This window comes from Arthrobacter sp. M71 S08 (assembly GCF_059089725.1).
In genome coordinates, this window is the sequence record NZ_JBNHEY010000003.1 from 233,475 (window position 1) to 256,061 (window position 22,587).

Annotated in this window: 18 protein-coding genes; 12 read left to right on the forward strand and 6 right to left on the reverse strand. The window is 63.9% G+C overall.

The window, feature by feature from the left end:
• The first annotated feature begins 347 nt into the window (after positions 1-347).
• The 3 genes from AC5RTB_RS08525 to AC5RTB_RS08535 all read left to right on the forward strand — a co-directional run bounded on the left by AC5RTB_RS08525 (position 348) and on the right by AC5RTB_RS08535 (position 4,260).
• Positions 348-749 carry a VOC family protein gene (locus AC5RTB_RS08525; RefSeq protein WP_494060631.1) on the forward strand — a complete coding sequence of 134 codons (402 nt, stop codon included), beginning with the start codon at positions 348-350 and terminating at the stop codon, positions 747-749.
• 145 nt (positions 750-894) lie between these two features.
• A complete protein-coding gene (locus tag AC5RTB_RS08530; protein WP_494060632.1) occupies positions 895-1,587 on the forward strand; it encodes an LmeA family phospholipid-binding protein in 693 nt (230 codons plus the stop codon).
• A 105-nt stretch (positions 1,588-1,692) separates the two neighbouring features.
• Positions 1,693-4,260, forward strand: a complete 2,568-nt coding sequence (locus tag AC5RTB_RS08535; RefSeq protein ID WP_494060633.1) for a rhamnogalacturonan lyase — start codon at positions 1,693-1,695, stop codon at positions 4,258-4,260.
• A 111-nt stretch (positions 4,261-4,371) separates the two neighbouring features.
• On the opposite strand, the gene AC5RTB_RS08540 is transcribed toward AC5RTB_RS08535, so the two are convergent.
• Both AC5RTB_RS08540 and AC5RTB_RS08545 read right to left on the reverse strand, forming a co-directional pair.
• Positions 4,372-5,415 (reverse strand): hypothetical protein, encoded by a 1,044-nt coding sequence (locus AC5RTB_RS08540; protein ID WP_494060634.1) that lies wholly within the window; start codon positions 5,413-5,415, stop codon positions 4,372-4,374.
• Between the two features lie 76 nt (positions 5,416-5,491).
• Complete coding sequence (locus AC5RTB_RS08545; protein WP_494060635.1) at positions 5,492-6,478, reverse strand: acetylxylan esterase; 987 nt, start codon at positions 6,476-6,478, stop codon at positions 5,492-5,494.
• Positions 6,479-6,665: 187 nt separating this feature from the next.
• Between AC5RTB_RS08545 and AC5RTB_RS08550 the strand changes: the two genes are divergently transcribed.
• Genes AC5RTB_RS08550 through AC5RTB_RS08570 form a run of 5 tightly spaced genes read left to right on the forward strand, consistent with a single transcriptional unit; the run spans position 6,666 to position 12,528 of the window.
• Positions 6,666-7,967 (forward strand): ABC transporter substrate-binding protein, encoded by a 1,302-nt coding sequence (locus tag AC5RTB_RS08550; RefSeq protein ID WP_494060636.1) that lies wholly within the window; start codon positions 6,666-6,668, stop codon positions 7,965-7,967.
• Between the two features lie 38 nt (positions 7,968-8,005).
• Positions 8,006-8,992: a carbohydrate ABC transporter permease gene (locus AC5RTB_RS08555; RefSeq protein WP_494060637.1), complete on the forward strand. Its 987-nt coding sequence runs from the start codon at positions 8,006-8,008 to the stop codon at positions 8,990-8,992.
• Positions 8,989-9,894 carry a carbohydrate ABC transporter permease gene (locus AC5RTB_RS08560; RefSeq protein WP_494060638.1) on the forward strand — a complete coding sequence of 302 codons (906 nt, stop codon included), beginning with the start codon at positions 8,989-8,991 and terminating at the stop codon, positions 9,892-9,894. The genes AC5RTB_RS08555 and AC5RTB_RS08560 overlap by 4 nt, the downstream gene beginning before the upstream one ends.
• Positions 9,891-10,517: a hypothetical protein gene (locus AC5RTB_RS08565; RefSeq protein WP_494060639.1), complete on the forward strand. Its 627-nt coding sequence runs from the start codon at positions 9,891-9,893 to the stop codon at positions 10,515-10,517. Before AC5RTB_RS08560 ends, AC5RTB_RS08565 begins: the two co-directional genes overlap by 4 nt.
• A gap of 31 nt (positions 10,518-10,548) precedes the next feature.
• Positions 10,549-12,528 carry a beta-galactosidase gene (locus AC5RTB_RS08570; RefSeq protein ID WP_494060640.1) on the forward strand — a complete coding sequence of 660 codons (1,980 nt, stop codon included), beginning with the start codon at positions 10,549-10,551 and terminating at the stop codon, positions 12,526-12,528.
• Between the two features lie 2 nt (positions 12,529-12,530).
• On the opposite strand, the gene AC5RTB_RS08575 is transcribed toward AC5RTB_RS08570, so the two are convergent.
• On the reverse strand, positions 12,531-13,544 hold the full coding sequence (locus tag AC5RTB_RS08575) for a M20/M25/M40 family metallo-hydrolase (protein WP_494060641.1): 1,014 nt from the start codon (positions 13,542-13,544) through the stop codon (positions 12,531-12,533).
• Between the two features lie 202 nt (positions 13,545-13,746).
• On the opposite strand from AC5RTB_RS08575, the gene AC5RTB_RS08580 reads away from it, so the two are divergent.
• The 3 genes from AC5RTB_RS08580 (at position 13,747) to AC5RTB_RS08590 (ending at position 17,328) form a co-directional block, all read left to right on the forward strand.
• Complete coding sequence (locus AC5RTB_RS08580) at positions 13,747-14,895, forward strand: baeRF3 domain-containing protein (protein ID WP_494060642.1); 1,149 nt, start codon at positions 13,747-13,749, stop codon at positions 14,893-14,895.
• Between the two features lie 185 nt (positions 14,896-15,080).
• Positions 15,081-15,545 (forward strand): hypothetical protein, encoded by a 465-nt coding sequence (locus AC5RTB_RS08585; RefSeq protein WP_494060643.1) that lies wholly within the window; start codon positions 15,081-15,083, stop codon positions 15,543-15,545.
• Positions 15,546-15,636: 91 nt separating this feature from the next.
• Positions 15,637-17,328 carry a thiamine pyrophosphate-binding protein gene (locus tag AC5RTB_RS08590; protein WP_494060644.1) on the forward strand — a complete coding sequence of 564 codons (1,692 nt, stop codon included), beginning with the start codon at positions 15,637-15,639 and terminating at the stop codon, positions 17,326-17,328.
• A 12-nt stretch (positions 17,329-17,340) separates the two neighbouring features.
• On the opposite strand, the gene yicI is transcribed toward AC5RTB_RS08590, so the two are convergent.
• Positions 17,341-19,521 (reverse strand): alpha-xylosidase, encoded by a 2,181-nt coding sequence (gene yicI, locus AC5RTB_RS08595; RefSeq protein ID WP_494060645.1) that lies wholly within the window; start codon positions 19,519-19,521, stop codon positions 17,341-17,343.
• 128 nt (positions 19,522-19,649) lie between these two features.
• Between yicI and AC5RTB_RS08600 the strand changes: the two genes are divergently transcribed.
• On the forward strand, positions 19,650-20,639 hold the full coding sequence (locus AC5RTB_RS08600; protein ID WP_494060850.1) for a LacI family DNA-binding transcriptional regulator: 990 nt from the start codon (positions 19,650-19,652) through the stop codon (positions 20,637-20,639).
• A gap of 14 nt (positions 20,640-20,653) precedes the next feature.
• Here AC5RTB_RS08600 and AC5RTB_RS08605 read toward each other — a convergent pair whose 3' ends face one another.
• Positions 20,654-21,577 (reverse strand): carbohydrate ABC transporter permease, encoded by a 924-nt coding sequence (locus AC5RTB_RS08605; protein ID WP_494060646.1) that lies wholly within the window; start codon positions 21,575-21,577, stop codon positions 20,654-20,656.
• Entirely contained in the window at positions 21,574-22,578 is a 1,005-nt protein-coding gene (locus AC5RTB_RS08610) for an ABC transporter permease (RefSeq protein ID WP_494060647.1), read from the reverse strand. Before AC5RTB_RS08610 ends, AC5RTB_RS08605 begins: the two co-directional genes overlap by 4 nt.
• Between the last annotated feature and the right edge of the window lie 9 nt (positions 22,579-22,587).

The following is a 22,587-nucleotide window of genomic DNA, read 5'->3' on the forward strand; positions in this document are numbered from 1 at the left end:
AATTCAGCCAAGAATTCCGTTGTGACGGCAGTGTCATGGCAAAGCACCTCCAGGGACGCAGTTTGGCGGCCATACCGCGGTTCTGCTTTGCGCTGCAAAGTGCCATTGCGGCGCCCTCGTGATGGAAAAGGCGTAAGCCGAGAGCAACAGTCTGTCGTTGCTTGTCCGGGCCGAGCGGAAGGTTCGCATAATCGGGCTGTGACAGAGGGAAGTTCGGGTACATCTCGGAGTGCTGGAGCATATCGCTCAAAGACATATGGTGCCGCTGGTCCCCGATTTCGCCGTGTCATCCCCCATGAATGGAGGCTAGCAGCTACGTCAAGGGAACAGCTCCGTAAGATGTGCGCATGACGGCACCCCAGATCTATGTAAGTTTCCCCGGCACGGCGCGTGAAGCTCTCGACTTCTACGCGGATGTTTTCGGCGGCGAGGTCTCCCTGCACACCTACGAGGAGTTCGGTCGCAGCGACGGCCCGCCCGGAGCCATAGCTCACGGAATACTCAACGGCGTAGTCGCCCTGGCCGGTTCCGATGCAGGTGTGGGCGAGATGGGATTCCGGCTCGAAGGGATCATGCTCTCGTTGCTGGGGACCGCCGAACCGGCAGTTCTACATGAATGGTTCGACAAGCTCGCTGACGGCGGATCAGTGGTCGATCCCTTGGCCCCAAAGCCGTGGGGCGCTTCGGATGGCCAAGTCATTGACCGCCACGGACTCCACTGGCTCGTCGGCTACGAAGCCGGGTCCTGAGCGAGGCATCGCTCCCAAGGCTGAGTGTTCTGGATTTGGCCAACTTCCACCAGGCATGCGGGGCGAGATGAAGGCGCACCCCGCTCTGACGGCGTGACAGGCATCGGGGCTCGCACCGCTGGCGGTGAGCCAGCAGACTGTCCTCATGGAGTGGACGCGTGCGAAGGACTGGCTGATCGGTGCTGCTGGGATGCTCCTCGTCCTGGTGGTCACGGTTGCGATCTTCTGGTGGGTGGTGAGCGACCCGGTCGGCGGGGTCGAAGCGGGGCCTGTGCCGTCACCGACGGTGGGCGCCGAACGCCCGCGGGGCGAAGAGCCTCCCGCTGACCTGCACGAGGATGAGGTGTGGCTCTCCGACCTTGTGCTGGACGCTGGGACAGTGGTGACTTCGGGGTCGACGCTCCGCGACGTTCGCGCCGTCGGGCAGGACGTGGTCACGGGGCCGGACGGCATAATCGCTGCACAGTTCGCCGTGGACGCTACCGTCCCGTTCGAGGCCGTTGCCGGCGAGCTCGGTGACGGGACGGAGGTCCGCGCCGCCGACAACGGCCAGGCCACAGTGGTGCGCACAGTTGAGGCCCTGGGGCGTGAATTGCGTGTCACGGCCACCGGCACAGTCGAGGTCGAGGCCGGCAGGCTCGTGATGGAGCCACGCTCGATCGACATTGGCGGGCCGGACTTTCTCTCCGACGCCATCGCCGCCGTCGTGCGCAGATTTGTGACCATCGAGCACGACATCGAAGGCCTGCCCGAGGGTCTCGTACTCCGGGATGTCGCGGTCCAGAGCGACGGCTTCCGTGCCAACCTCCGGGGCGAGGACGTCAAGCTTGTCCCGTAAGCCGGAACCCCGAACGAGATACACATCAAACCTATAGAAAACCTTGACCACCTCCAGCAGTTCGCCTAACGTTTAGAAAGCGCTTTCCGTTGAAAGGATTCAAAGATGAACTCGCGCTTTCGCTTCATCCCCGTACCAGCAACGCTCGCTCTCAGCGCGGCCTTGATTGCCGGAGGTGGCGGCGTTCCGGCCGCTGCAGCTCCGGCCTCTGATGCCCAGGTCGGCATTCAACTAGAACACCTTGACCGCGGCCTGGTTGCTGCCGGCACCTCCGAGGGCACGTTCCTCAGCTGGCGTCTCCTCGCCACCGAAGTCACCGGCGCAAGTGAGACCGGCCAGACCGGAGCGGACTTCGCCGTCTACCGCAACGGCGAGAAGATCGCCACGGTCACCGACAGCACCAACTACATCGACGCTGATGGCGCGGCTGACGCGGCCTACCAGGTTGCCGCCGTCGTCGACGGTGTGGAACTGCAGCGCAGCGCAGAGGTGAGCCCCTGGGCACAGGGATACACCGAGATCCCGCTCCAAAAGCCGGCCGACGGCGTCACTCCCGCCGGTGAGAGCTACACCTACTCCGCTAATGACATGAGCATCGGCGATGCGGACGGCGACGGCGAGTACGAGTACGTCGTCAAGTGGGATCCCTCGAACTCGAAGGACGTTTCGCAGGTCGGGTACACGGGTAACACCTACGTCGACACGTACGCGATGGACGGCACGCTGCTGAACCGCATCGACCTGGGCGTGAACATCCGCTCCGGCGCGCACTACACGCAATTCATGGTCTACGACTTCGACGGCGACGGCCGCACCGAAATGATGATCAAGACCGCGCCCGGCACCAAGACCCTCACCTATGACGACGCCGGCAACGTCACCGAAGAACGCTTCATCACCATGCCGGCAGACGATATTGCCGCCGGCTACAGCAACGAAGATGACTACCGCAAGAGCGCGGCCGACTACTACGAGCACGTCGTCGACATGTTCGCCGGTTGGCATGAGCACCCTGAGGTCGTCGCCGGCAACTGGCCCGCAACGCTCGAGGCGGCATTCGGTATCGAGGAGCGCTACGAATACCCGCTTTCCGATGCTGATGCCCGTGCCATGGCCGACTACTTCATCGACGAGTACGCGCCGGGCCGCAGCGGCCGCAACAACCTCCGCGCATTTGAGGGCTTCATCCTCGACGGCCCCGAATACCTCACCGTGTTCGACGGCGCTACCGGCAAGGAACTCCAGACCGTCGACTACGAGCCGGGACGGCACGACGACGGCCTCATGTGGGGCGACTACGCCATGAGCCGCATCGAGCCGGGCAACCGCGTGGACCGGTTCCTCGCCGGCGTCGCTTACCTTGACGGCCAGCGTCCGTCGGCGGTCTTCGCCCGCGGCTACTACACCCGTTCCACCCTCGTTGCCTACAACTGGGACGGCAAGAACCTCTCCAAGGTCTGGAACGTGGACAGCGGCTGGACGCCGATGACCAACCCGTTCAACGACAGCCCCCACGGTGTGCTCGGAACCGATCCCGAGTTCGGCACCCTCACCACACAGGGCTTCCACTCGCTCAGCGCGGCGGACGTGGACGGCGACGGGAAGCACGAGATTGTTTACGGCTCAGCCACCATCGACCATGACGGTTCGCTTCTCTACAGCTCCTTCGACACTCTTCCCCCGGGCAGCGCCAATCCAGGTGCGGAAGCAGGCCTGGGCCACGGGGACGCCATGCACGTCACCGACATCGATCCGAACCGGCCGGGACTGGAGATCTTCACTGTTCATGAAGGCGGCGCGTGGGCTCCGTACGGCTCGGTCCTGCGTGACGCTGCAACCGGCGAGGTCATCTTTGGCGCCTACTCCGGCCGCGACACCGGCCGCGGAATGATCGGCGACGTGCGGCCGGATGGAGAGGGTATCGAGGTCTGGGCAAGCATGCCCAACGGCACGCTGGGATCAGGGTTGCTGAATGCGCAGGGGGAGGCTGTCGACTCCCGAACGCCGGGCACCAACATGAGCATCAAGTGGGCACCTGACATGACCACCCAGATCGTCAACGGATCCGGCAACGCCACGCCGACCATCGACGACTGGACCAGGGGCGGCGTGCTCACCGCGGAGGGAACGCGGACCAACAACGGGACCAAGGGCAACCCGTCGCTCGTCGCCGACATTTTCGGCGACTGGCGTGAGGAACTCCTGGTACGCACCGCAGACAGCTCAGCCATCCGGATCTACCTAAGCACCGAGGTGACTGAGCACAAGCTCACCACGCTGATGCACGACCCGCAGTACCGCGCAGAGGTGGCCCGCCAGAACACCACCTACAACCAGCCGTCCTATACCGGCTACTACTTCGCCTCGGACATGAACTTCGCGGATGTGCCGGTGCCGGACGCCTGGACCCCGGGCCTCATCGCCTACCTGCAGGCCACGCTCGACTCGCTGATCGCCAGCGGTGATGTTGCCGGTCCGGTAGCCAAGCAGCTCGAAACGTCGCTGGCCCAGGCTCAGCAGGCAGTCGAGCAGGGCAACCCCGAGAAGGTAGGAAAGGCGATGGACCGCTTCGAGAAGGCGCTCAACCAGGGCAAGAAGCCGGACGTTGTGTCCGACTCCGCCCGCGCCATTCTGGATAACGGAGTGCAGACGGTCCTCAATATGGTCCGGTAGCTCTTCCGGCCAGCCCGGAAAATCGAGCAATCCGGACAGGGAGGTGCGAATTTCGCGCCTTTCCGTCCGGATTGCTCAACTTTCTCCCGGGTTGGGGTGCAAGCCCCCGCCCTAGACGTCGTTACGGGTGAAGGCGGCGGCGCGGACGACGTCGTCGTTCTCCAGCCCCGCTCCCAGAGCACCGCCCACGGTCGCCAGCGCTGCGGTCAGCAGGCTGAGCTGCGCGTACTCCGCGAAGCCCACCGGCTCACCTACGACGGCGGCAAACACCCCTGAGTCCACCAGTAGCACCGCGGCCAGGAAGGACAGGACGAAGAGCGCCCCAAAGAAGGTGACAACGCCGACCACCACGGTGGCCGTGGTCGCGAGGTTGAACAGCGCGACCTGTTCGCGCTCAACACGTCGCCGCGGCCGCTCCCACAGGTCTGCACCGATCATGAGGGTCAGCGTGACGGCGCCGATCGCAAGAACGGTCAACAGGATGAGCCGCAACGGCCCGTAGGCGGTGGCCAGCAGCCAGAGGTCGCTCGTTGCGAGCGTTACCACGCCGGCGGCAGCCGCGGCCGTCAGCGCGCGGGAGAGCGTGGCCGCCAGCCGCCAGGGCCGGTTCGCGAGAATGAGCCCGAGCAGCACGCGCGCGTTCCCCGCCACCACCCGCCCGGTGAACTGGATAGGGTTTTCATCCGCAAGGGCGGGTAAGTCCTCTGCCAGCTGGCGGGCGTGGCGGGCGCGGTCTTCCGGCTCATCGTCCTCGTCCCAGCCGACCAGCGGGCCGACAAGCCGTGCCACCGCCGTCGGAATGGTTTCCCTGCGGCCAATCGCACGCACTGCCGGCAAGGCCAGCAGCCCGACCCTGTGGACCGGGCTGATTTGCGTCAGAACCGGTTTCCGCCCGCTGCGGAGGGCGAGATCGCTGACGACGACGGCGAGATCCCAGTCCTCGTCCAGCAGCCGGTCCCGCGCGGTTTCCAGCAGCTCCGACGGTGCCCGACCATCGAGCGTTTCCGCCGCGACGGATACGCGCCATCCGACGCCGGGGTGCTGCTCATGGAGCAGTCGGGGGAGGGCTTCGCTCAGTTCCTGCACGGACGCCGGGTCCAGGGACGGAGGTACGACGACGCCGAGGGTCAGAAGCGGGAGGGCAGTATCGGGCACCGCTCAATGATCGCCGGAGCGGGCCGTCGGCGGAAATCCGGGATGGTCCGGGGCTCCAGCGCCTCTAACCTGAGGCTCAGGCCGAAGCGAACACCTCGCGCTGGAAACGGATGTGCTCAGCGTTCTGCACCGCTCCGCCGTTCTCATGCCCGTTGTAGGGGAAGACGTTCATCGACTTTTCCCCGGCGTAGTGGTTGTAGGCGGCGTAAACGCACGACGGCGGGCAGACGTCGTCGAGGAGGCCCACCGAGAAGAGCGCCGGCATGGTGGCGCGGGCAGCGAAGTTGACGCCGTCGAAATAGTTCAGGGTGTTGAAGATTTCCTCCTCGCGTCCGCGCTGGATGCCGAGGTAGCGCACCAGTTCGCCGTAAGGCGCTGTGTCGACGATCTCGGTTGCCCGCCGGATGTGCGAGAGGAACGGCACGTCCACAATCGCGGCCAGGGGCGCGTGCTCAAGGACGGTGGGGGAGAGCGCAGCGGAGGCAAGCGCGATGGCCCCGCCCTGGCTGCCGCCGGAAATGAGCACCTTCGTCGGATCGACGAACGAGTGCGACTGCGCGGCCTCAACAGCCCGGACCGCATCGGTGAACAGCCGCCGGTAGTAGTACGTCTCCGGTGAGTCGATGCCGAGCGTCAGGTGGCCGCCGACGTGAGGTCCGCTGACGCCCTGGTCCGGAGTGTCGCCGCTCCTGTGCCCGGCACCCTGCCCGCGGAGGTCCATGACAAAATGCGCGACGCCGGTGCTCGGGATAGCGGTCCACTCACCGACGAGGCTCCTGCCGCCGCCGTAGCCGATGTAGGTAACGACGGTGGGCAGGGGACCGGGCGCGGAGCGGGGCCGAAGCATCCATCCCTTGATGGGGTGCCCGCCATAACCCGCGAAGGTGACATCCTCAGTGACCAGCTCGGAGTAGCCGGCATCGATCTCGTCGAAGCGGGCATCAAGAGCGAAGGACGAGGCCTCGGCAAGCGTCTTCTCCCAGAAGGCGTCAAAGTCCGCGGGTTCAGTGCGATTCGGTGCGTACTGCTCGAGTTCGCGGAGAGGGAGATCAAACTGCGGCATGTAAGGAGTCCTTCGCTCTTTTCGGTCTCGGAAGTATCACAAGTCACATTATTCTAGGAATAGGCCTTGCGTATTGAGACGATTCAATTTACTCTCGTTGGAGAGCGCTTTCCCGTGACGTGCACCACTGTACCAGCGGACCCGAAGAGCTTCACCTCATATCTGAGCCGTTCCCAGGAGGACAAAGATGTTCAATAAGATCTCACGACGCGCCGGGTCCGGCGTAGCAGTCACGGTTGCGGCAGCTCTCATGCTGACTGCGTGTGGCGGCAACGGCGGCGGCGAGGCCGGCGGCACCCCTGACCCTAACGAGGAGGTAACCCTCAACTTCACCTGGTGGGGCAATGACGACCGAGCCGAGCGTTACAACGAGGCCATCGCACTGTTCGAGGAAGAGAACCCGAACATCGACATCAACGGCACGTTCATGGACTTCCCCGCTTACTGGGAGAAGCGCCAGACGGAAGCTGCAGGCGGCGGACTTCCTGACGTTATGCAGTTCGACTACAGCTACCTGCGCCAGTATGGCCAGAACGGACTGCTTCTCGACCTGTCCGAGTACGTCGGCAACGGCCTGACCACCGACACCATCGACGACACCCTGCTCGCCACCGGCAAGCTCGAGGATCAGACTCTTGGCGTTCCCACCGGTTACAACGCCTGGTCGCTCTTTGAGAACCCGGCGCTCATCGAGAAGGCCGGCGTCGAAGGCTACGAAGGCGGAACCTCCTGGGAAGACTACGAGGAGTACATGGCCAAGGTCAGCGAAGGCGCTGGCGAAGGCGTCTGGGGCGGCACCGACTACACCGGCCGCATCCAGAACTTCGAGCTTCAGCTCCGCCAGGAAGGTCGCGAACTCTTCACTGAAGAGGGCGAGCTCGGCTTCACCCAGGAAGAGCTTGCTGAATTCTGGAACAGTACAGCGGATCTTCGCGACAGCGAAGCAGTCATCCCTGCGCGCAAGCTTGAGGAGGTCCTGCCGAAGTCCGGTTTCGGATCCAACCTCACGGCAAGCGAAATGACCTGGTCCAACTTCATGGGTGGCTACCTCGGTGACACCGGTGCCGAGGACCTGAACATCGTGGCACCGCCCACCAGCGATGATTCCGCTAAGGACCTTTACCAGAAGCCGTCCATGCTGCACGCGATCTCCGCTGGAACCGAGCACCCTGAAGCTGCAGTCGCTTTTGTCGAGTTCATGATCAACAGCCCCGAGGTCGGCAAGATCTTCGGCGCATCGCTCGGTGTTCCCGCTTCGGAGACTGCCCTTGAGGGTGCCGCTCTTGAAGGCCCCGAGCTTGAGGTCAAGGAATACCTTGACTCGGTGTCTGACCGCATTGGTGATCCCCCCGCCGCGCCGGTTGTTGGCTACGGCGCACTGGAGAACACCTTCCTGACACTGGGAACCTCGATCGGCCTCGGATCGATCACTCCTGAAGAAGCCGCACAGCAGTTCTTCGACGAGGCCGCCGTCACGCTCGGCAGCTGAACATCGACCTTAGCTATCACCGCTATTAGGAGCAGTTCATGACCACGGGATCGGCGCATGCGCCAACAAACACCCGCACCAACGCCGAACCCGGCACCCGTCCGGTGGGTAACCGCCGGACGGGTGGGCAGCCCAAACGCAAACGCAGCAGGGACACCGTTGCCGGTTACGCTTTCCTTTCACCATGGCTGCTCGGGCTCTTTGCACTCACCCTAGGCCCGATGCTTTATTCGCTGTACCTCGCCTTCACGGACTACAACCTCTTCACCTCACCGAAGTGGACCGGTCTGGGCAACTTCGAACGCATGGCAGGCGATACCGTCTTCTGGGGATCTGTCCAGATCACCCTGATCTACGTCCTCGTCGGAACGCCGATCAAGCTGGCCGCAGCGCTCGCCGTGGCCATGCTGTTGAACTTCAAGACGAAGGGCACCGCGTTCTTCCGCTCGGCGTTCTACGCGCCGAGCCTCATCGGCGCCTCGGTCAGCATCGCGATCGTGTGGCGGGCAATGTTCTCCGCAGATGGTCCCGTAGACAGCGGACTCAGCCTGTTCGGCATCAACCTTGGCGGCTGGATCGGCGTGCCGACCCTGATCATGCCCATGATGATCCTCCTGGCTGTGTGGCAGTTCGGCGCCCCCATGGTCATCTTCCTGGCCGGCCTGAAGCAGATCCCCATGGAGCTCTATGAAGCCGCATCGGTGGATGGGGCGAAGGCGTGGCGCAAGTTCCTCAGCGTCACCCTGCCGATGCTTTCTCCGGTGATCTTCTTCAACCTGCTCCTCGAGATGATCGGCGCATTCCAGATCTTCGCCTCGGCCTACATCATTGGGTCGGGTACCGGCGGACCTGCCGGCGCCACCAACTTCTACACCGTCTACCTCTACACCCGCGCATTCACGAACAACCAGATGGGCTACGCCTCAGCGATGGCCTGGGTGCTTCTGGTCGCGGTAGGCATCCTCGCGTTCATTCTTTTCCGCACCTCCAAGAGTTGGGTGCACTACGGAGGTGACACAAAGTGACCACGATCGAAACAAACCCCACTGCAGTACCCCCGGTCCAGCCGATTCACAAACGGCGCCAGCCCCGGCGCAAGACTGCGGCCACGGTGGCCTGGATCGTCGGCATAGTGTTGCTGACTGCGCTGGTGCTCTATCCGCTCCTGTGGATGATTTCGGCTTCGTTCAAGCCCAGCTCCGAATTTGGTTCGAACAACAGCCTTCTGCCGGAAAACCCCACCTTCGAGAACTTCTTCAAGGTCATGGAGGGCGTCGCCGGCATTCCCACCTGGAAGTTCTTCTGGAACTCCACCATCCTCGGCATCGGCGCGGTGATCGGCACTGTCATCTCTTCCTCGATGGCCGCGTACGCGTTCGCCCGTCTCGACTTCAAGGGCAGGCCGCTCTTCTTCACGATGATGATCGGCACGCTCCTGCTCCCGTTCCACGTGCTGATCATTCCCCAGTACATGATCTTCCGTAACCTCGGCATGATCGATACCTTCTTCCCCCTCCTGGTCGGCAAGTTCCTTGCCACGGAAGCGTTCTTCGTGTTCCTGATGGTCCAGTTCATCCGGAACCTGCCGAAGGAACTCGACGAAGCGGCACGCATTGACGGCTGTGGTCACTGGCGGATCTTCTGGTCCATCACCGTCCCGCTGATCAAACCGGCGCTCATCACCTCCTCGATCTTCGCGTTCATCTGGAGCTGGAACGATTTCCTCGGCCCGCTGCTGTACCTGAACTCCCCGGATAACTACCCGCTTCCGCTGGCGCTGCGCGTCTTCAATGACCAGACAAGTGGTTCCGACTATGGCGCCACGGTGGCGATCGCGGTTCTCGCTCTGCTGCCGGTCATGCTGTTCTTCGTGATCTTCCAGCGGTTCCTCGTGGACGGCGTCGCCACCCAGGGTCTGAAGGGATGACCCCCCGCAGCGCCCGCAAGCGGCGGGAGCAACCCCAGCTTGACGGCACCCAGCTCAAATGGCCGGGTGCCGTGGGGAAGTTCGCGCTGTTTGCGGAAGTGCTGTGGATAGGCATCCTCACCGTTGCCGGCGGACTGCTGCTGATCACCCTCCCTGCGGCGATCGCCGCCTCCAGCCGGCACCTCCACCGCTATCTGCTGGCCGAGCGATCCACGCTCGGCCAGTGGTGGTCGGACTTCCTTTCCGCCCTCCGCACCGGCTGCGTAGTGGGATTGGCGAGCCTGGTCCTGGCCGCGATCCTGCTCTTCAACCTCCTCCTCGCCGGCACCCAGGTGCTGCCGGGTTGGCAGGCCGTGTTCATTGTCGGGCTGCTGGCCTTGACCGCATTCGCGTTGGTGCTGCTGCAGACCGCTGTCCGCTGGAGCCCGGAGAAAGGCTGGCGGCAGGCGGTGCGGGACGCGCTTCAGGCCTTTGTTTCTGATCGAGGGGCGATTGCCCCGCTGATCGTCGCGCTGGTGCTCACCGTCGTCGTGACGTGGCAACTACCGCCGTTGATCGTGCCCGGAATGGGCTGCCTTGTTTTTGCTGTGCTTGTTGTGAAGGAACGCGAGCGCAAGCGTTAGAGCTTTCCAACTCTCGAAAGGAACACCCACCGTGCACTACGGCGGCGATTACAACCCTGAGCAGTGGCCCGAATCCGTCTGGGCCGAGGACGTCGAGCGGATGCGTGAAGCCGGGGTCACCATGGTGAGCCTCGGCATCTTCGCGTGGTCCCGGATCCAGCCCGCTGAGGACGTTTACGACTTCGAGTGGCTTGACCGCATCATCGGCATGCTGCATGAGGCCGGCATTGCCGTTGACCTCGCGACCGCGACGGCATCACCCCCGCCGTGGATGACCGTCGCCTACCCGGACATCCTCGCCGCCGACGAGAACGGTGCACCGTACTGGCACGGCAGCCGGCAGCACTACGCCCCGTCGTCGCCGTCGTACCGCCGACTGGCCTCGGCACTGGTGCAGCGGATCGCCGAGCGGTACGCAGACCACCCCGCGGTGGTCCTGTGGCACGTCAACAACGAGTACGGGTGCCACCTGAACCTTGACTACTCCGACTCGGCACGGGACGCGTTCCGCGTGTGGTTGAAACGGAAGTACGGCACGCTTGAGGAGTTGAACGCCGCCTGGGGAACGTGGTTCTGGGCGCAGCACTACGAGTCCTTCGATCACATCTTCCCGCCGCGCAAGGCGCCCTACAGCCACAACCCGGGCCAGCTGCTCGACTTCCGCCGGTTCACCTCCGACATGCTGCTCGAGTGCTACCGGATGGAGAGGGACATCATCTGCGCCTCCGGAGCCACCCAGCCCGTCACCACCAACTTCATGGGTGCCTTCAAGCCGGCCAACTACTGGGAGTGGGCGGCGGAAATGGACGTCATCTCCGACGACTGCTATCCCGACCCCAACGAAGCCGAGAGCTTCCGCGCCGGCGCGTTCCAGCGGGACTTGATGCGCTCGCTGAAGCCGGAGAAGCCCTGGCTGCTCATGGAGCAGTCGACCAATGCACTCAACTGGCGGCCCACCAACGCTCCGAAAGCACCGGGGCAGATGCAGGCCCTGAGCATGCAGTGCGTCGGCCGCGGTGCTGACGGGATCCTGTTCTTCCAGTGGCGGCAGTCGCGTGCCGGCGCCGAGAAGTTCCACTCAGCGATGCTGCCGCACGCGGGTACCTCCACCCGCACCTGGCGCGAGGTTGTCCAGTTGGGTCAGGATCTCGCGGCCCTGCCCGTTCTTCCCGCCGGTTCGAAGGACGCCCGGGTGGCCATCGTCTTCGACTGGGAAAACTGGTGGGCGATCGAGAATCCAGACCACCCGGTAGTCCTCGACTATGTCGAGTGCGTGCAGCGCTGGTACAACGCCATCCACCGCCAGCACGTGCAGGTGGACCTCGTGCGCCCGACGTCGGACCTGGGGGAGTACGCCGTCGTCGTCGCGCCCCAGCTGTACCTGCTGACGGACGACGGCGCCGCGAACCTCACGCGCTTCGTTGAAGGCGGCGGACATCTGCTGCTCACCGCGTTCAGTGACGTCGTTGACGAGCATGACCGCTTCCGCGAGGGCGGATTCCTTACACAGCTGGGTCCGCTGGTGGGTGTCACGCTCGAGGAATTCGGCGCGCTGGTGCCGCCGCAGTCAACCGGCCCGGGTCAGCGGAGGGCGCCCGTGGCCTTCGGATCCGAAACCTTCGACGGCCTGTACCTTGCCGAGGAGATCGCCGCAGTGGACGCCGAAGTGCTTGCTTCCTTCAGCGGCGGCCGCACGGAGGGGCTGCCTGTCTTCACCGGGCGTGCCGCGGGCGCCGGCCGCGCCTATTACCTCGCAACAGTGCCCGACGACGACGGCGCACGCCAGGTGAGTGCACACGTGTTCGCGGGTGCCGGCGTCTTACCCGTGCTCGAGGGGTTGCCCGAGAGCGTGGAGGTCGCCCGGCGCGGAGATGTGCTGACACTGATCAACCATGGTGCGGACGCCGTCGCCATTGAGGTATCCGGTACGGACCTGTTAACGGATGAGAGCGTGGACAAGGTGTACCTGGAGTCCTTCGGGTACGCGCTGGTCCGGCAGTCCCAGAGGTAGTCTTACTTGGGTGTGGCGGCGGCGAACGCCGCGGTCACATGTGCCAGGGCGGCTGTCATTTCCGCGAGCAGCTCAACGTCGACGTTGTCCACTGTGTCGCAGGACCGGTGGTAGCACGGGTCATGCGGTTTGCCTGCCATCCCGCCATACGATTCTGCTTCCTGAGGTGTTTTGATTTCTACGTCACCCGTGAAGAGACCGCCCACCGGTATGCCGGCTTCTTCGAACGGGGCATAGTCGGACCCCCCGTCGAAGACCGTGGGATCGACGCTTAGGCCGGACGAGGCGAAGTAGTCGAGGAACAATTCCTCGATCTGAGCCGAACCGTCGGGATACCGGCCGCCGAAGGTTGACCCGTCGCCATCGTGGACAAAACGCGCTCCGTTGGGCGATCCAGCTATATCGATGTTCAGGTTCAGCACGGTTTGGTCGATCTGAGCGTCGGTCAACTGATTCACATAGTGCCTGGAGCCTTCAAGACCGTCCTCCTCGGCCCCCCAGAAGGCGAACCTCACGCGGTTGACGGGCTCATCGCCGGTTGTGGCAATCCATCGGGCGGCTTCCAGCATCGCAGCAACACCGCTGCCGTTGTCGTTGATGCCTGGGCCGTTGCGCACCGAGTCCAGATGACCTCCCACGACGATTGTGTAGGCATCGCTGCCGGGGGTGTCGGCCAGTATGTTGAAGGATTCGACCCGTTCACCATCGCGTCCGTCCTGGTAAGAGAAGGGTTGCCGGACGGGTGTGTAACCCGCTTCCTGAAGGACCGCCTCGACGTATTGGGCGGACTCCTCGTATCCGGATGTACCTGCTGCACGATTCCCATCATTCGAATCGGCGATGTCCTGCAGAGCTGCGAGATGCACGCCGTAATCAACAGTCTCCAACGCCTGTTGGGTGGTGATTGCGCTGGGTGTCTCACCGGGCACCAGGGGAAACGGTGCAGAGCACGCAGCGGCGCCGAACAATACCGTGGCCAGAACAATGATCACACCAGGCTTCGGGAGGCGTCGCATGAACTGAAACATAAACCCAGCCGGCACCAAACGGAAGCAATTCCAAGCAACGATCGAGATCAATCACGCAGCGGGCAGGGTGGCCAGCGGCGAGCACAAACAGTAGCGTCGAAGGCAGGGAGCAACTGACCGGTGAGATCGAGTCACTGTCAGTGCTCACCGGTAAGGCAGTATGGAACACGCTCTGCGGAAGGACTCTGAATTGTTCACGCAAACCGATCTGACCCGACTGATGACCATTGAATCAGCCCCTGCGGTATCGATTTTCATGCAGACGCACCCCAAAGGTAAAGAGGTGCGGCAGGACCCCATCCGCCTGAAGAACCTCCTGGGCGAGGCCCGGACAAAGCTCATCGCAGCGGACCTGCCAGAAGCAGACGCCGATTCTATCCTTGAGCCCGCCACAGCTCTTCTGGAAGACCGCGAATTTTGGCAGCACCAGAGCACTGGATTGGCTCTTTTCATTGACGCGGATCATACAAGAGAATTCAGGGTTCCCATGAACTTCGAGGAACTCGCAGTGATGGGAGAAAAGTTCTATATCAGGCCTTTGCTGCCACTGCTGGCGGCAGACGGTCGTTTTTCCGTCCTGACAGTGACGGCCGATGAGGCTTCGCTCTTCAGTGCGTCCCGGTATGAAATAGCTGAGGACGCAGCTGCCGATCTTCCCGCGAGATCGTCAGTAGAAAATGACTATGAAAACCCGGTGCAGGCGAGTCCTCCTGCGCGTCCCAACGTAGGAACAGCGAACATCCCGAACGCCCAGGTCTATGGCGACAGCCCACCCGATTTCCGGAAAGCCCGCCTCCAGGAATTCGTCGCCGACGTGGCGAGAGCTGTCGAGAATCATCTTTCAGCGAATCCGCAACCCCTGGTGCTCGTCGCGGATGCTGAAATCGGCGGGCATTTCCAGCAAGCGAGTGACCTCGGCGAACGCCTGGCCGGCGTCGTGGAAATCAATCCGAATTCACTTGATACTTCGTCGCTGCACAGTCTGGCTTACGAGCAGATGAAGGAGCGGCTAGAGAGCGGGCAGGTGGAAGCCATAACCAACGCAGCCGAACTGTTGGGCAGGGGCGACGGTGCAGCGACGGGCCATATCGCGGACATCGTGCGGGCATCACACCAGGGGCGGGTCGGCACTTTGCTCCTCAGCGACGGCGACCCGATCTGGGGGCGTTACGACAGCGACGCTGACAGACTTGAGACAGGACCCGTCTTCGAATCCCGGGGAGAGGATCTGTTGGGAACCGCCGCAATCGAGACATTGCAACACGGAGGCATTGTCCACGTTGTGTCACCCGACGAACTTCCCAAGGAAACCGATGCAGTTGCGCTCCTGCGCTACTGACCCATAGGGGCGCGTCTTTCAATTTCTTGTTCAGCCGCCGGGGACCGCAGGCCGTGCACCTCATTTCTCTATTGGTCGGTTTCAGGGCGGGTGCGCTGTGAGTGTGACCGCTGGGAACTGTATTTGGTTGTGCCCAGCGGGACGATAAAGGGATACATGACGTTAGGTGGGGCTACTCTGTTTCCATGTCGCGAGCACTCGTTCGAGCCGGGGCAGTTGCGCTCATTGTGCTGACCTCCGGATGCGCCTGGATCCCGCAGCTCAAGCCCGGCACGGAATCAGGACCCAACGGTGAGCTCCTGATGGTGTCGCGTACAGGTCCCGGAGACGCGGTGATGGAGGCGCTTTTCGAGGGCACGCTTTTTCTCAATGAGGGCTCGTGCGTTGCGGGCCGCACCCTTGATGGTTACGAAGTGGCCATGCTCTTTCCGCAGGGCAGTTCCCTGGAGGGCACTGACGAGCTGGTAGTACGCTCGGGAGACCATCGGATCGCGCTTGACGTTCCTGTCGCGCTGGGTGGAGGCTTCGTACCTTTCGATGAGGACGATCTCTCGGAGGTAGTCGATGTTTGCAAGTACGAGGAGACCTTCCTCGTCCAGACGATCGGGGGACCGGGGCCGGTGACTGAACCGTCAGCGTTATCTGACTGATCCGATGCACCCGCGTTGCACCAGGGATGCGGGCGCGCTGCCTATGACCGCATAACCTGTTCACGACGACACAAAGGAGTGGATAGAACTCATGATAAGCGCCAGCACCCACGTTCCACAGACCGGCAAGACCCCCACGCTTCCGGATGAGGGCCACGTTTCCGCGGCTGTAGCTGACGCGGTCGCGGAGCGGTCCGGGCACCTGTTCGGGCTCATGGGCAACGGCAACGCGCACCTGATCAGCCGGCTCACGAGGCGGGGTTTTCCCTTCACCTCCGCCCGGCATGAATCGGCGACCGTCGCAATGGCTGACGCGTATCACCGGGCGACCGGTGGAGTCGCCGCAGCAACCACCACATACGGTGCCGGCTTCACGAACGCCTATACAACCCTTGCCGAGGCGCGAATTGCCCGCATCCCACTGGTCCTCGTGGTCGGTGACGCGCCGTCCAGCGGGCCACGGAACTTCGACCTCGACCAGGCAAAGGCCGCCGAAGCGGTCGGCGTGACCACCCTCATTGCCAGCCCCGGCAACGCCGCCGAAATCACTCATCGCGCCTTCGACCTCGCACTGCAGACGGTGCAGCCGGTCATCGTCGCCATCCCCTATGACCTGGCCACCGCTCCGCTCACCGAATCCGAGCCCCTCGAACCGCTGCCCGCCAAGGCAGAGTGGCCTCCCAAGCCGGATGACCTCGAACGCGTAGCCGACCTGCTCGCCTCAGCGCAGCGACCGGTGGTAATCGCCGGCCGCGGCGTCGTTCTTGCGGGCGCCGCCGCTCCGCTTCGTACCATCGGTGACCGCCTCGGCGCGCTCTTCATGACCTCGGTGATGGCGATCAACGCGTTCGACAGTGAATGGGACCTTGGAGTCGCGGGCGGATTCACCCGCCGGCATCGCCTCGAAGTGGCACGCCAGGCCGACGTCGTGCTGGTGGTGGGAGCCAGCATGAACATCTTCCAGACGCGCTACGGAACCCTCTTCCCGCCCGAGACACGCATCATCCGGGTGGACAACGAACCCGACGAGCACCATCCGATCGTCGTGGACAACATCCGCGCCGACATCCGCCCCTTCGTTGAAGGCCTGCTGGCGCGGGTGCAGGAAGCATCGACCACTTGGCGGCAGCGGGTCCCGGAAGTCGCCGGGGAAGAGTTCCATTCTTCCTCTCCCATCGAGGATCCGGTCGAGTTCGGCCCCGACGGCCGGCTGAACCCGCGGGCGGTGGTCGCTGCGCTCGAGCACATCCTCCCGGTGGAGCGCTCGGTGGTCATGGACGGTGGGCACTTCATCGGCTGGGCGCCAATGTACCTGTCGGTGCCCGATCCGCACGCCATGATCCTCGTCGGCACGGCCTTCCAGGCCATCGGCATGGGCTTCGGATCCGCCGCCGGCGTCTCCGTGGCACGGCCGGACCGCACCACCGTCCTGGTCAGCGGCGACGGAGGCGGCCTGATGGGGATGGCCGACTTCGAAACCTTCCTCCGCGCCACCCGCAGGGGAGTGGTGGTGGTTCTGAATGACTCCGCCTATGGCGCCGAACTGCACCAGTACGCGGCCAAGGGACTCCACAGCCAGGCGATGCTGATCGACGAAGTGGACTTCGCCGCCGTCGGGCGGGCCCTCGGCGCCCAGGGCGCCAAGGCCCGCACCCTGGCGGATCTGGCGGAACTGCGTGAGTGGCTGGCCGGCAACGACGACGGCGTCTTCGTCCTCGACGTCGCCATCTCCCAGCAGGTGGTTGCCGAGTTCATGGCAGAGTCCGTGGCGGCCAAGAAGTAGGGCCCCTAACTCCTACGGAACGACGACGGCGCTCACCTCACCATCCGCAACGGCCACCTCGTGGGAGACCCGGGAACCGTCGGGAGAGTGCACCTGGACAGTGCTCCGGTGCCCCTCCTCGACTGCGAACGCCTTGAATTCGACGTCGATTGCCCAGTTGTAGTCGGGTCGGCTTGAGACCATGCCCAGCGGCAGCACCGTTCCCGGCCGGACGAATACGGGAGCCTCCATGACCGGGAAGAACCGGCTGTGCCACCGTGGGCCCTCCAGCGTTTCGCCGGTTTCGAGGTGGGTCCACGTTCCCTCGGGGAGGTAGAAGGAGTGCTCGCCTTTGGCCTCCAGCACCGGGGCAACGAGGAGGCTGCTTCCGAGCATGTACTGCCGGTCGAGGTGCGCGCATCCCGGATCGTCGGGGAATTCGAGGAACATCGGGCGCATCAGCGGGGTGCCCGATGAGTATGCCTCTTCCGCAGCGCCGGCCAGGTAGGGCATCAGCCGCATCTTCAGTTCCGTGAAATGGCGCAGCACGTCCACGGACTCTTCATCGACCAGCCAGGGCACGCGGTAGGAGTTGGACCCGTGCAGGCGTGAATGTGAGGAAAGCAGCCCGAACGCTATCCACCGCTTGAAAATCTCCGGTTCGGGGGTGCCCTCGAACCCGCCGATGTCATGGCTCCAGAACGCGAAGCCCGAGGACGCGAGGGATAACCCGCCGCGCAGGGACTCGGACATTGCAGCGAACGTGGATTCACAGTCCCCGCCCCAGTGCACTGGCAGTTTCTGCCCGCCCGTGGTTGCGGACCTGGCAAACAGGACCGCTTCACCAGCGCCCAGTTCCTTCTCGAGGAGCTCGAACACCGTTTCGTTGTACAGCTGCGTGTAGTAGTTGTGCATCCGCTGCGGCTCGGAGCCGTCATGCCAGACGACGTCGGTGGGGATGCGCTCGCCGAAGTCGGTCTTGAAGGAGTCAACCCCCTGCCCGAGCAGCGTGCGCAGCTTGTCCTGGTACCAGAGGACGGCGTCGGGATTGGTGAAGTCCACCAGAGCCATGCCGGCCTGCCAGAGATCCCACTGCCACACCGACCCGTCGGCCCTGCGCACCAGATAACCGAGCTCCTGGCCCTCCCGGAAAAGATGGGAACGCTGCGCAATGTACGGATTGATCCACACGCAGACCTTGAGGCCGCGTTCGTGGAGCCGCCGGAGCATACCCTCCGGATCGGGGAAGGTAGCCGGGTCCCAGACAAAGTCGCTCCAGTGGAACGCCCGCATCCAGTGGCAGTCGAAATGGAAGACGGAGAGCGGCAGGTTCCGCTCGGCCATCCCGTCAATGAAGGACATCACGGTCTTCTCGTCATAGTCCGTGGTGAATGAGGTGGAAAGCCACAAACCGTAGGACCACGCGGGGATCCGTGCAGGCCTGCCGGTGAGCTCGGTGTACCGGCGCAGAATGTCCTTCGGAGACGGCCCGTAAATGACGAAGTACTGAAGTTTCTGCCCCTCAACGCTGAACTGTGCCCGTGAAACCACCTCGGACCCGATTTCGAACGAGACGCGCTCCGGGTGGTTCACGAACACCCCGTACCCGGAGTTGGTCAGGAAGAACGGCACGTTCTTGTAGGCGAGGTCGCTTGAGGTCCCGCCGTCCTCATTCCAGACATCCACCGACTGGCCGTTCTTCACGAACGCCCCGAAGCGCTCGCCGAGGCCGTAGACATTGGTACCGACACCGAGGGTGAGCTGTTCGTGCACGAAGAAGCGTCCGGCGTCGTCCGTAATGAAACCGACGCTGCGCGGCACTGAGCTGGTCAGGTGCCTGCCATCACCGGTGAAGTCGACCGTCCAGTCGCCGGTGAGACTGACGGACGCGGTGAGCGCGCCCGAGGTGAGGGTGGCGTGCGTTTCACCGATCGACACGTCGATTGCGGGGTGAGCTTCCTGTACATCGAACCGGGGGCCGGGGTCGAGCGTGCCCTGGAAGTGCTCGACGGTCACGCCGATGACGCCCTCCAGCGGTGACGTGAAGGAAACCGTCAGTTGCGGGCAATTCAGCGCATCGCCGCGCGCGTTGATCTGCCGGGTCGGCGCGTAGACTTCCAGGCCCGCATCGGTGGCAACGACGTCGGAAACGTCCCGCGGGTGCAGGGCCGTCAGGCCCTTGCGGTACATCCAATAACCGTCAGTGAATTTCATGCTGTTCCTCTGTTTTGTACGTCAAAGTGTGCGAGTCGAGTGTCGAAGCGCTTCTGCAACAGCTCGCCGGTTTTCTCGATAGATAGGCATCGAACAGTGTCGAAGATAGGATGAGGCCTGTGACCACCATGAACGACGTCGCCCGGGCAGCCGGAGTATCGCTGAGCACCGTCTCCTACGTGCTGAGCGGAAAACGGACCATCTCCGAGGAGACCCGGCTGGCTGTCCAGGACGCCATCCGGAAGCTGAACTACAGCCCGCACTCCGGAGCGCGGGCGCTCGCTTCCAACCGGTCCAACGTGCTCGGGCTGATGGCGCCGCTGCGCGCTGACGTGAACGTCAGCGTCGTCATGCAGTTCGTGGCCGCCGTTGTCACCACCGCGCGCACCTACAACCAGGACGTCCTCCTCCTGACCCAGGACGACGCCGGCGGGCTGGAACGCGTCACGTCGCAGTCGATGGTGGACGGGCTCCTCATGATGGACATCGAGGCCCGCGATCCCCGCATCCCGCTTCTTGCGAAGCTGCGCAAGCCCGCGGTGCTGATCGGTCTGCCCGACGACCCGCAGGGGCTCAGCTGCGTCGATTTCGATTTCGCGGGAGCCTCCCGTACCGCTGTGCGGCACCTGGTTGACCTGAACCACCGCAGTATCGGCTTCATCGGGTCCCCGCAGGCTTCCCTTGAGCGCCACGCGACCTACGCGGACCGCGCCAGGAAGGGCTTCACCGAGGCGTGCGATGCCGCCGGCGTGGCCTCCGTGCTGCGCGCCTGCGAAGCCTCCATGCCCGCCCTCGCCGAGGCACTCGACGCGGAGCTCGACGGCGACGCCCCGGTCACGGCTCTCGTGGTCCACAATGAGGGGCTGCTGCCGCTGCTGCATGAAGCGCTGGCCGCGCGCGGTCTGCGCATTCCTGAGGACATCTCCGTGGTGGTGATCGCCCCGGAGGACGTGGCCCTTGCTGCGGTAAGGCCGTGGACCGCGGTCTCCATCCCCGCACACGACATCGGCCGCGCCGCCGTCGAAATGGTCATGGACCGGCTCAACTCGGACAAGCCTGTGGAGGTTCGGTTGATCGTTCCCAGCCTGGCGCAGCGCGAGACCACAACCGCCCGCTGACCTAGACGCCGCCGTCATCCCTTCACCGCGCCGATCATGACTCCCTTGGTGAAGTGCTTCTGCACGAGCGGGTAGACGATGAGGATGGGCACCATCGCAATCACGATGACGGCCATCTGCAGCGCGAGCGAGGGTGCTACGCCCTGGCCAAGGTCGATCTGCCCCGGCACGGATACGCCCTGCAGAACATAGGAACGCAGGACCACCTGCAGCGGGTTCTTGGCGCTGTCATTGATGTAGAGCACGGCGTTGAAGAAGGCGTTCCAGTAGCCGACGCCGTAGAACAGTGCGATCACGGCCGTCACCGCCTTCGACATGGGTAGCACGATCTGGCCCAGGATGCGCCACTCGCTTGCCCCGTCGATCCGCGCGCTGTCCAGAATCCCGCGGTCGATGCCCATGAAGAATCCGCGCAGGATGATGATGTTGAAGACCGACACCGCGCTCGGCAGGATCAGCGCCCAGTAGGAGTTGATGAGTCCCAGCCCCGAAACCAGGAGATAGGACGGGATCATGCCGGCGCTGAAGAACATGGTGATCAGCAGGGTGAACAGCAACGGCGTGTGGGCGAAGGAACCGGGCCGTGAAAGGCCGTAGGCGCACAGGACCGACACCACCATGCTGAGCAGCGTTCCGACGACAGTGACGCCGACACTGACCATCACAGCGCGCGTCACGACGCCGCCGTTGAGGATCTGGCGGTAGGCATCGACCGTGATCTCGCCCGGGATCAGGACGAGACCGCCCGCCTGGGTGATGGTGCCCTGCGAGGAGATGCTGGTGAGCACAATCGTGTAGAGCGGGCCGAGCACCGCGAGCACCACGAGGCACAGCAGTACCGCCTTGCCTGCCTTGGCCGCGATTCCCGATTCTTCTTCCCATGCCGGTCGTGAAACGCCTGTCCGGCGGGCCGGGGCTGGTTTGATGATCGTTGTCATGACTTGGAATACACCCCGTTTTCACCGAAGAGATGCGCCACCTTGTTGGCGGCGAGTATGAGGGCGAGCGAGATGACGCCCTTGATGAGACCGGCGGCAGCGGCGTAGCTCCAGTCACCGTTCTGGATGCCGGTGTAGTAGACGAAGGTGTCGAGCACCTCCGCTGCCTCGGCGCCGACGGCGTCGCGCTGCAGGATCAGCTGCTCGAATCCGACCGTCAGCGCGTCGCCGAGACGGAGGATGAGCAGCAGGACGATCACCGACCGCAGGCCCGGGAGCGTCACGTGCCACATGCGGCGCCAGCGGTTTGCACCGTCAACGGCCGCAGCCTCGTACTGCTCGGGATCGATCGCGGCCAGGGCGGCGAGGAAAACGATGATGCCCCACCCCGCGTCCTTCCAGACGGCCTGTGAGGTGATGAGGAAGAGGAACGTATCGGGATTGGTCATGATGTCCATGCCGCTCCATCCGTTCGCCCGCAGCATTTGGCTCAAAAGTCCTGCGCCGCCCAGCAACTGCTGGAAAACCGACACCACGAGCACCCATGAGAAGAAGTGCGGGAGGTAGACGATCGCCTGGATGGTCGCCCGCATTGCCGGCTGGAGCAACGAGTTGAGCAGGAGCGCCAACGCAATCGGGATGGGGAAGAAGAACACCAGCTGGAAGCCGGTGATCATCAGGGTGTTCCGCACGGCGTTCCAGAAGTCAGGATCCCTGAACACGCGCCCGAAGTTCTCGAGGCCGACCCACGGACTGGCCGGGATGCCGATGAACGGCGAGTAGTTCTGGAACGCAACCACGTTGCCGAGCATCGGTATGTAGGCGAAGACAGCCAGGAGAACGACGGCGGGAAGCGCCATGAGAACGAGCGAGCGGTCGCGGCGGAACCGCGTCCGCAGGCCCTGTTTGCGCCGGACCGGCGGCGGGGCAGGCGGGGTTGTGACGGCGTCGTGCGTTTCTGCGGTCCGCTGCCCGTTCCGGGTGAAATTCGTGGTGGTCATGGCGGCGGC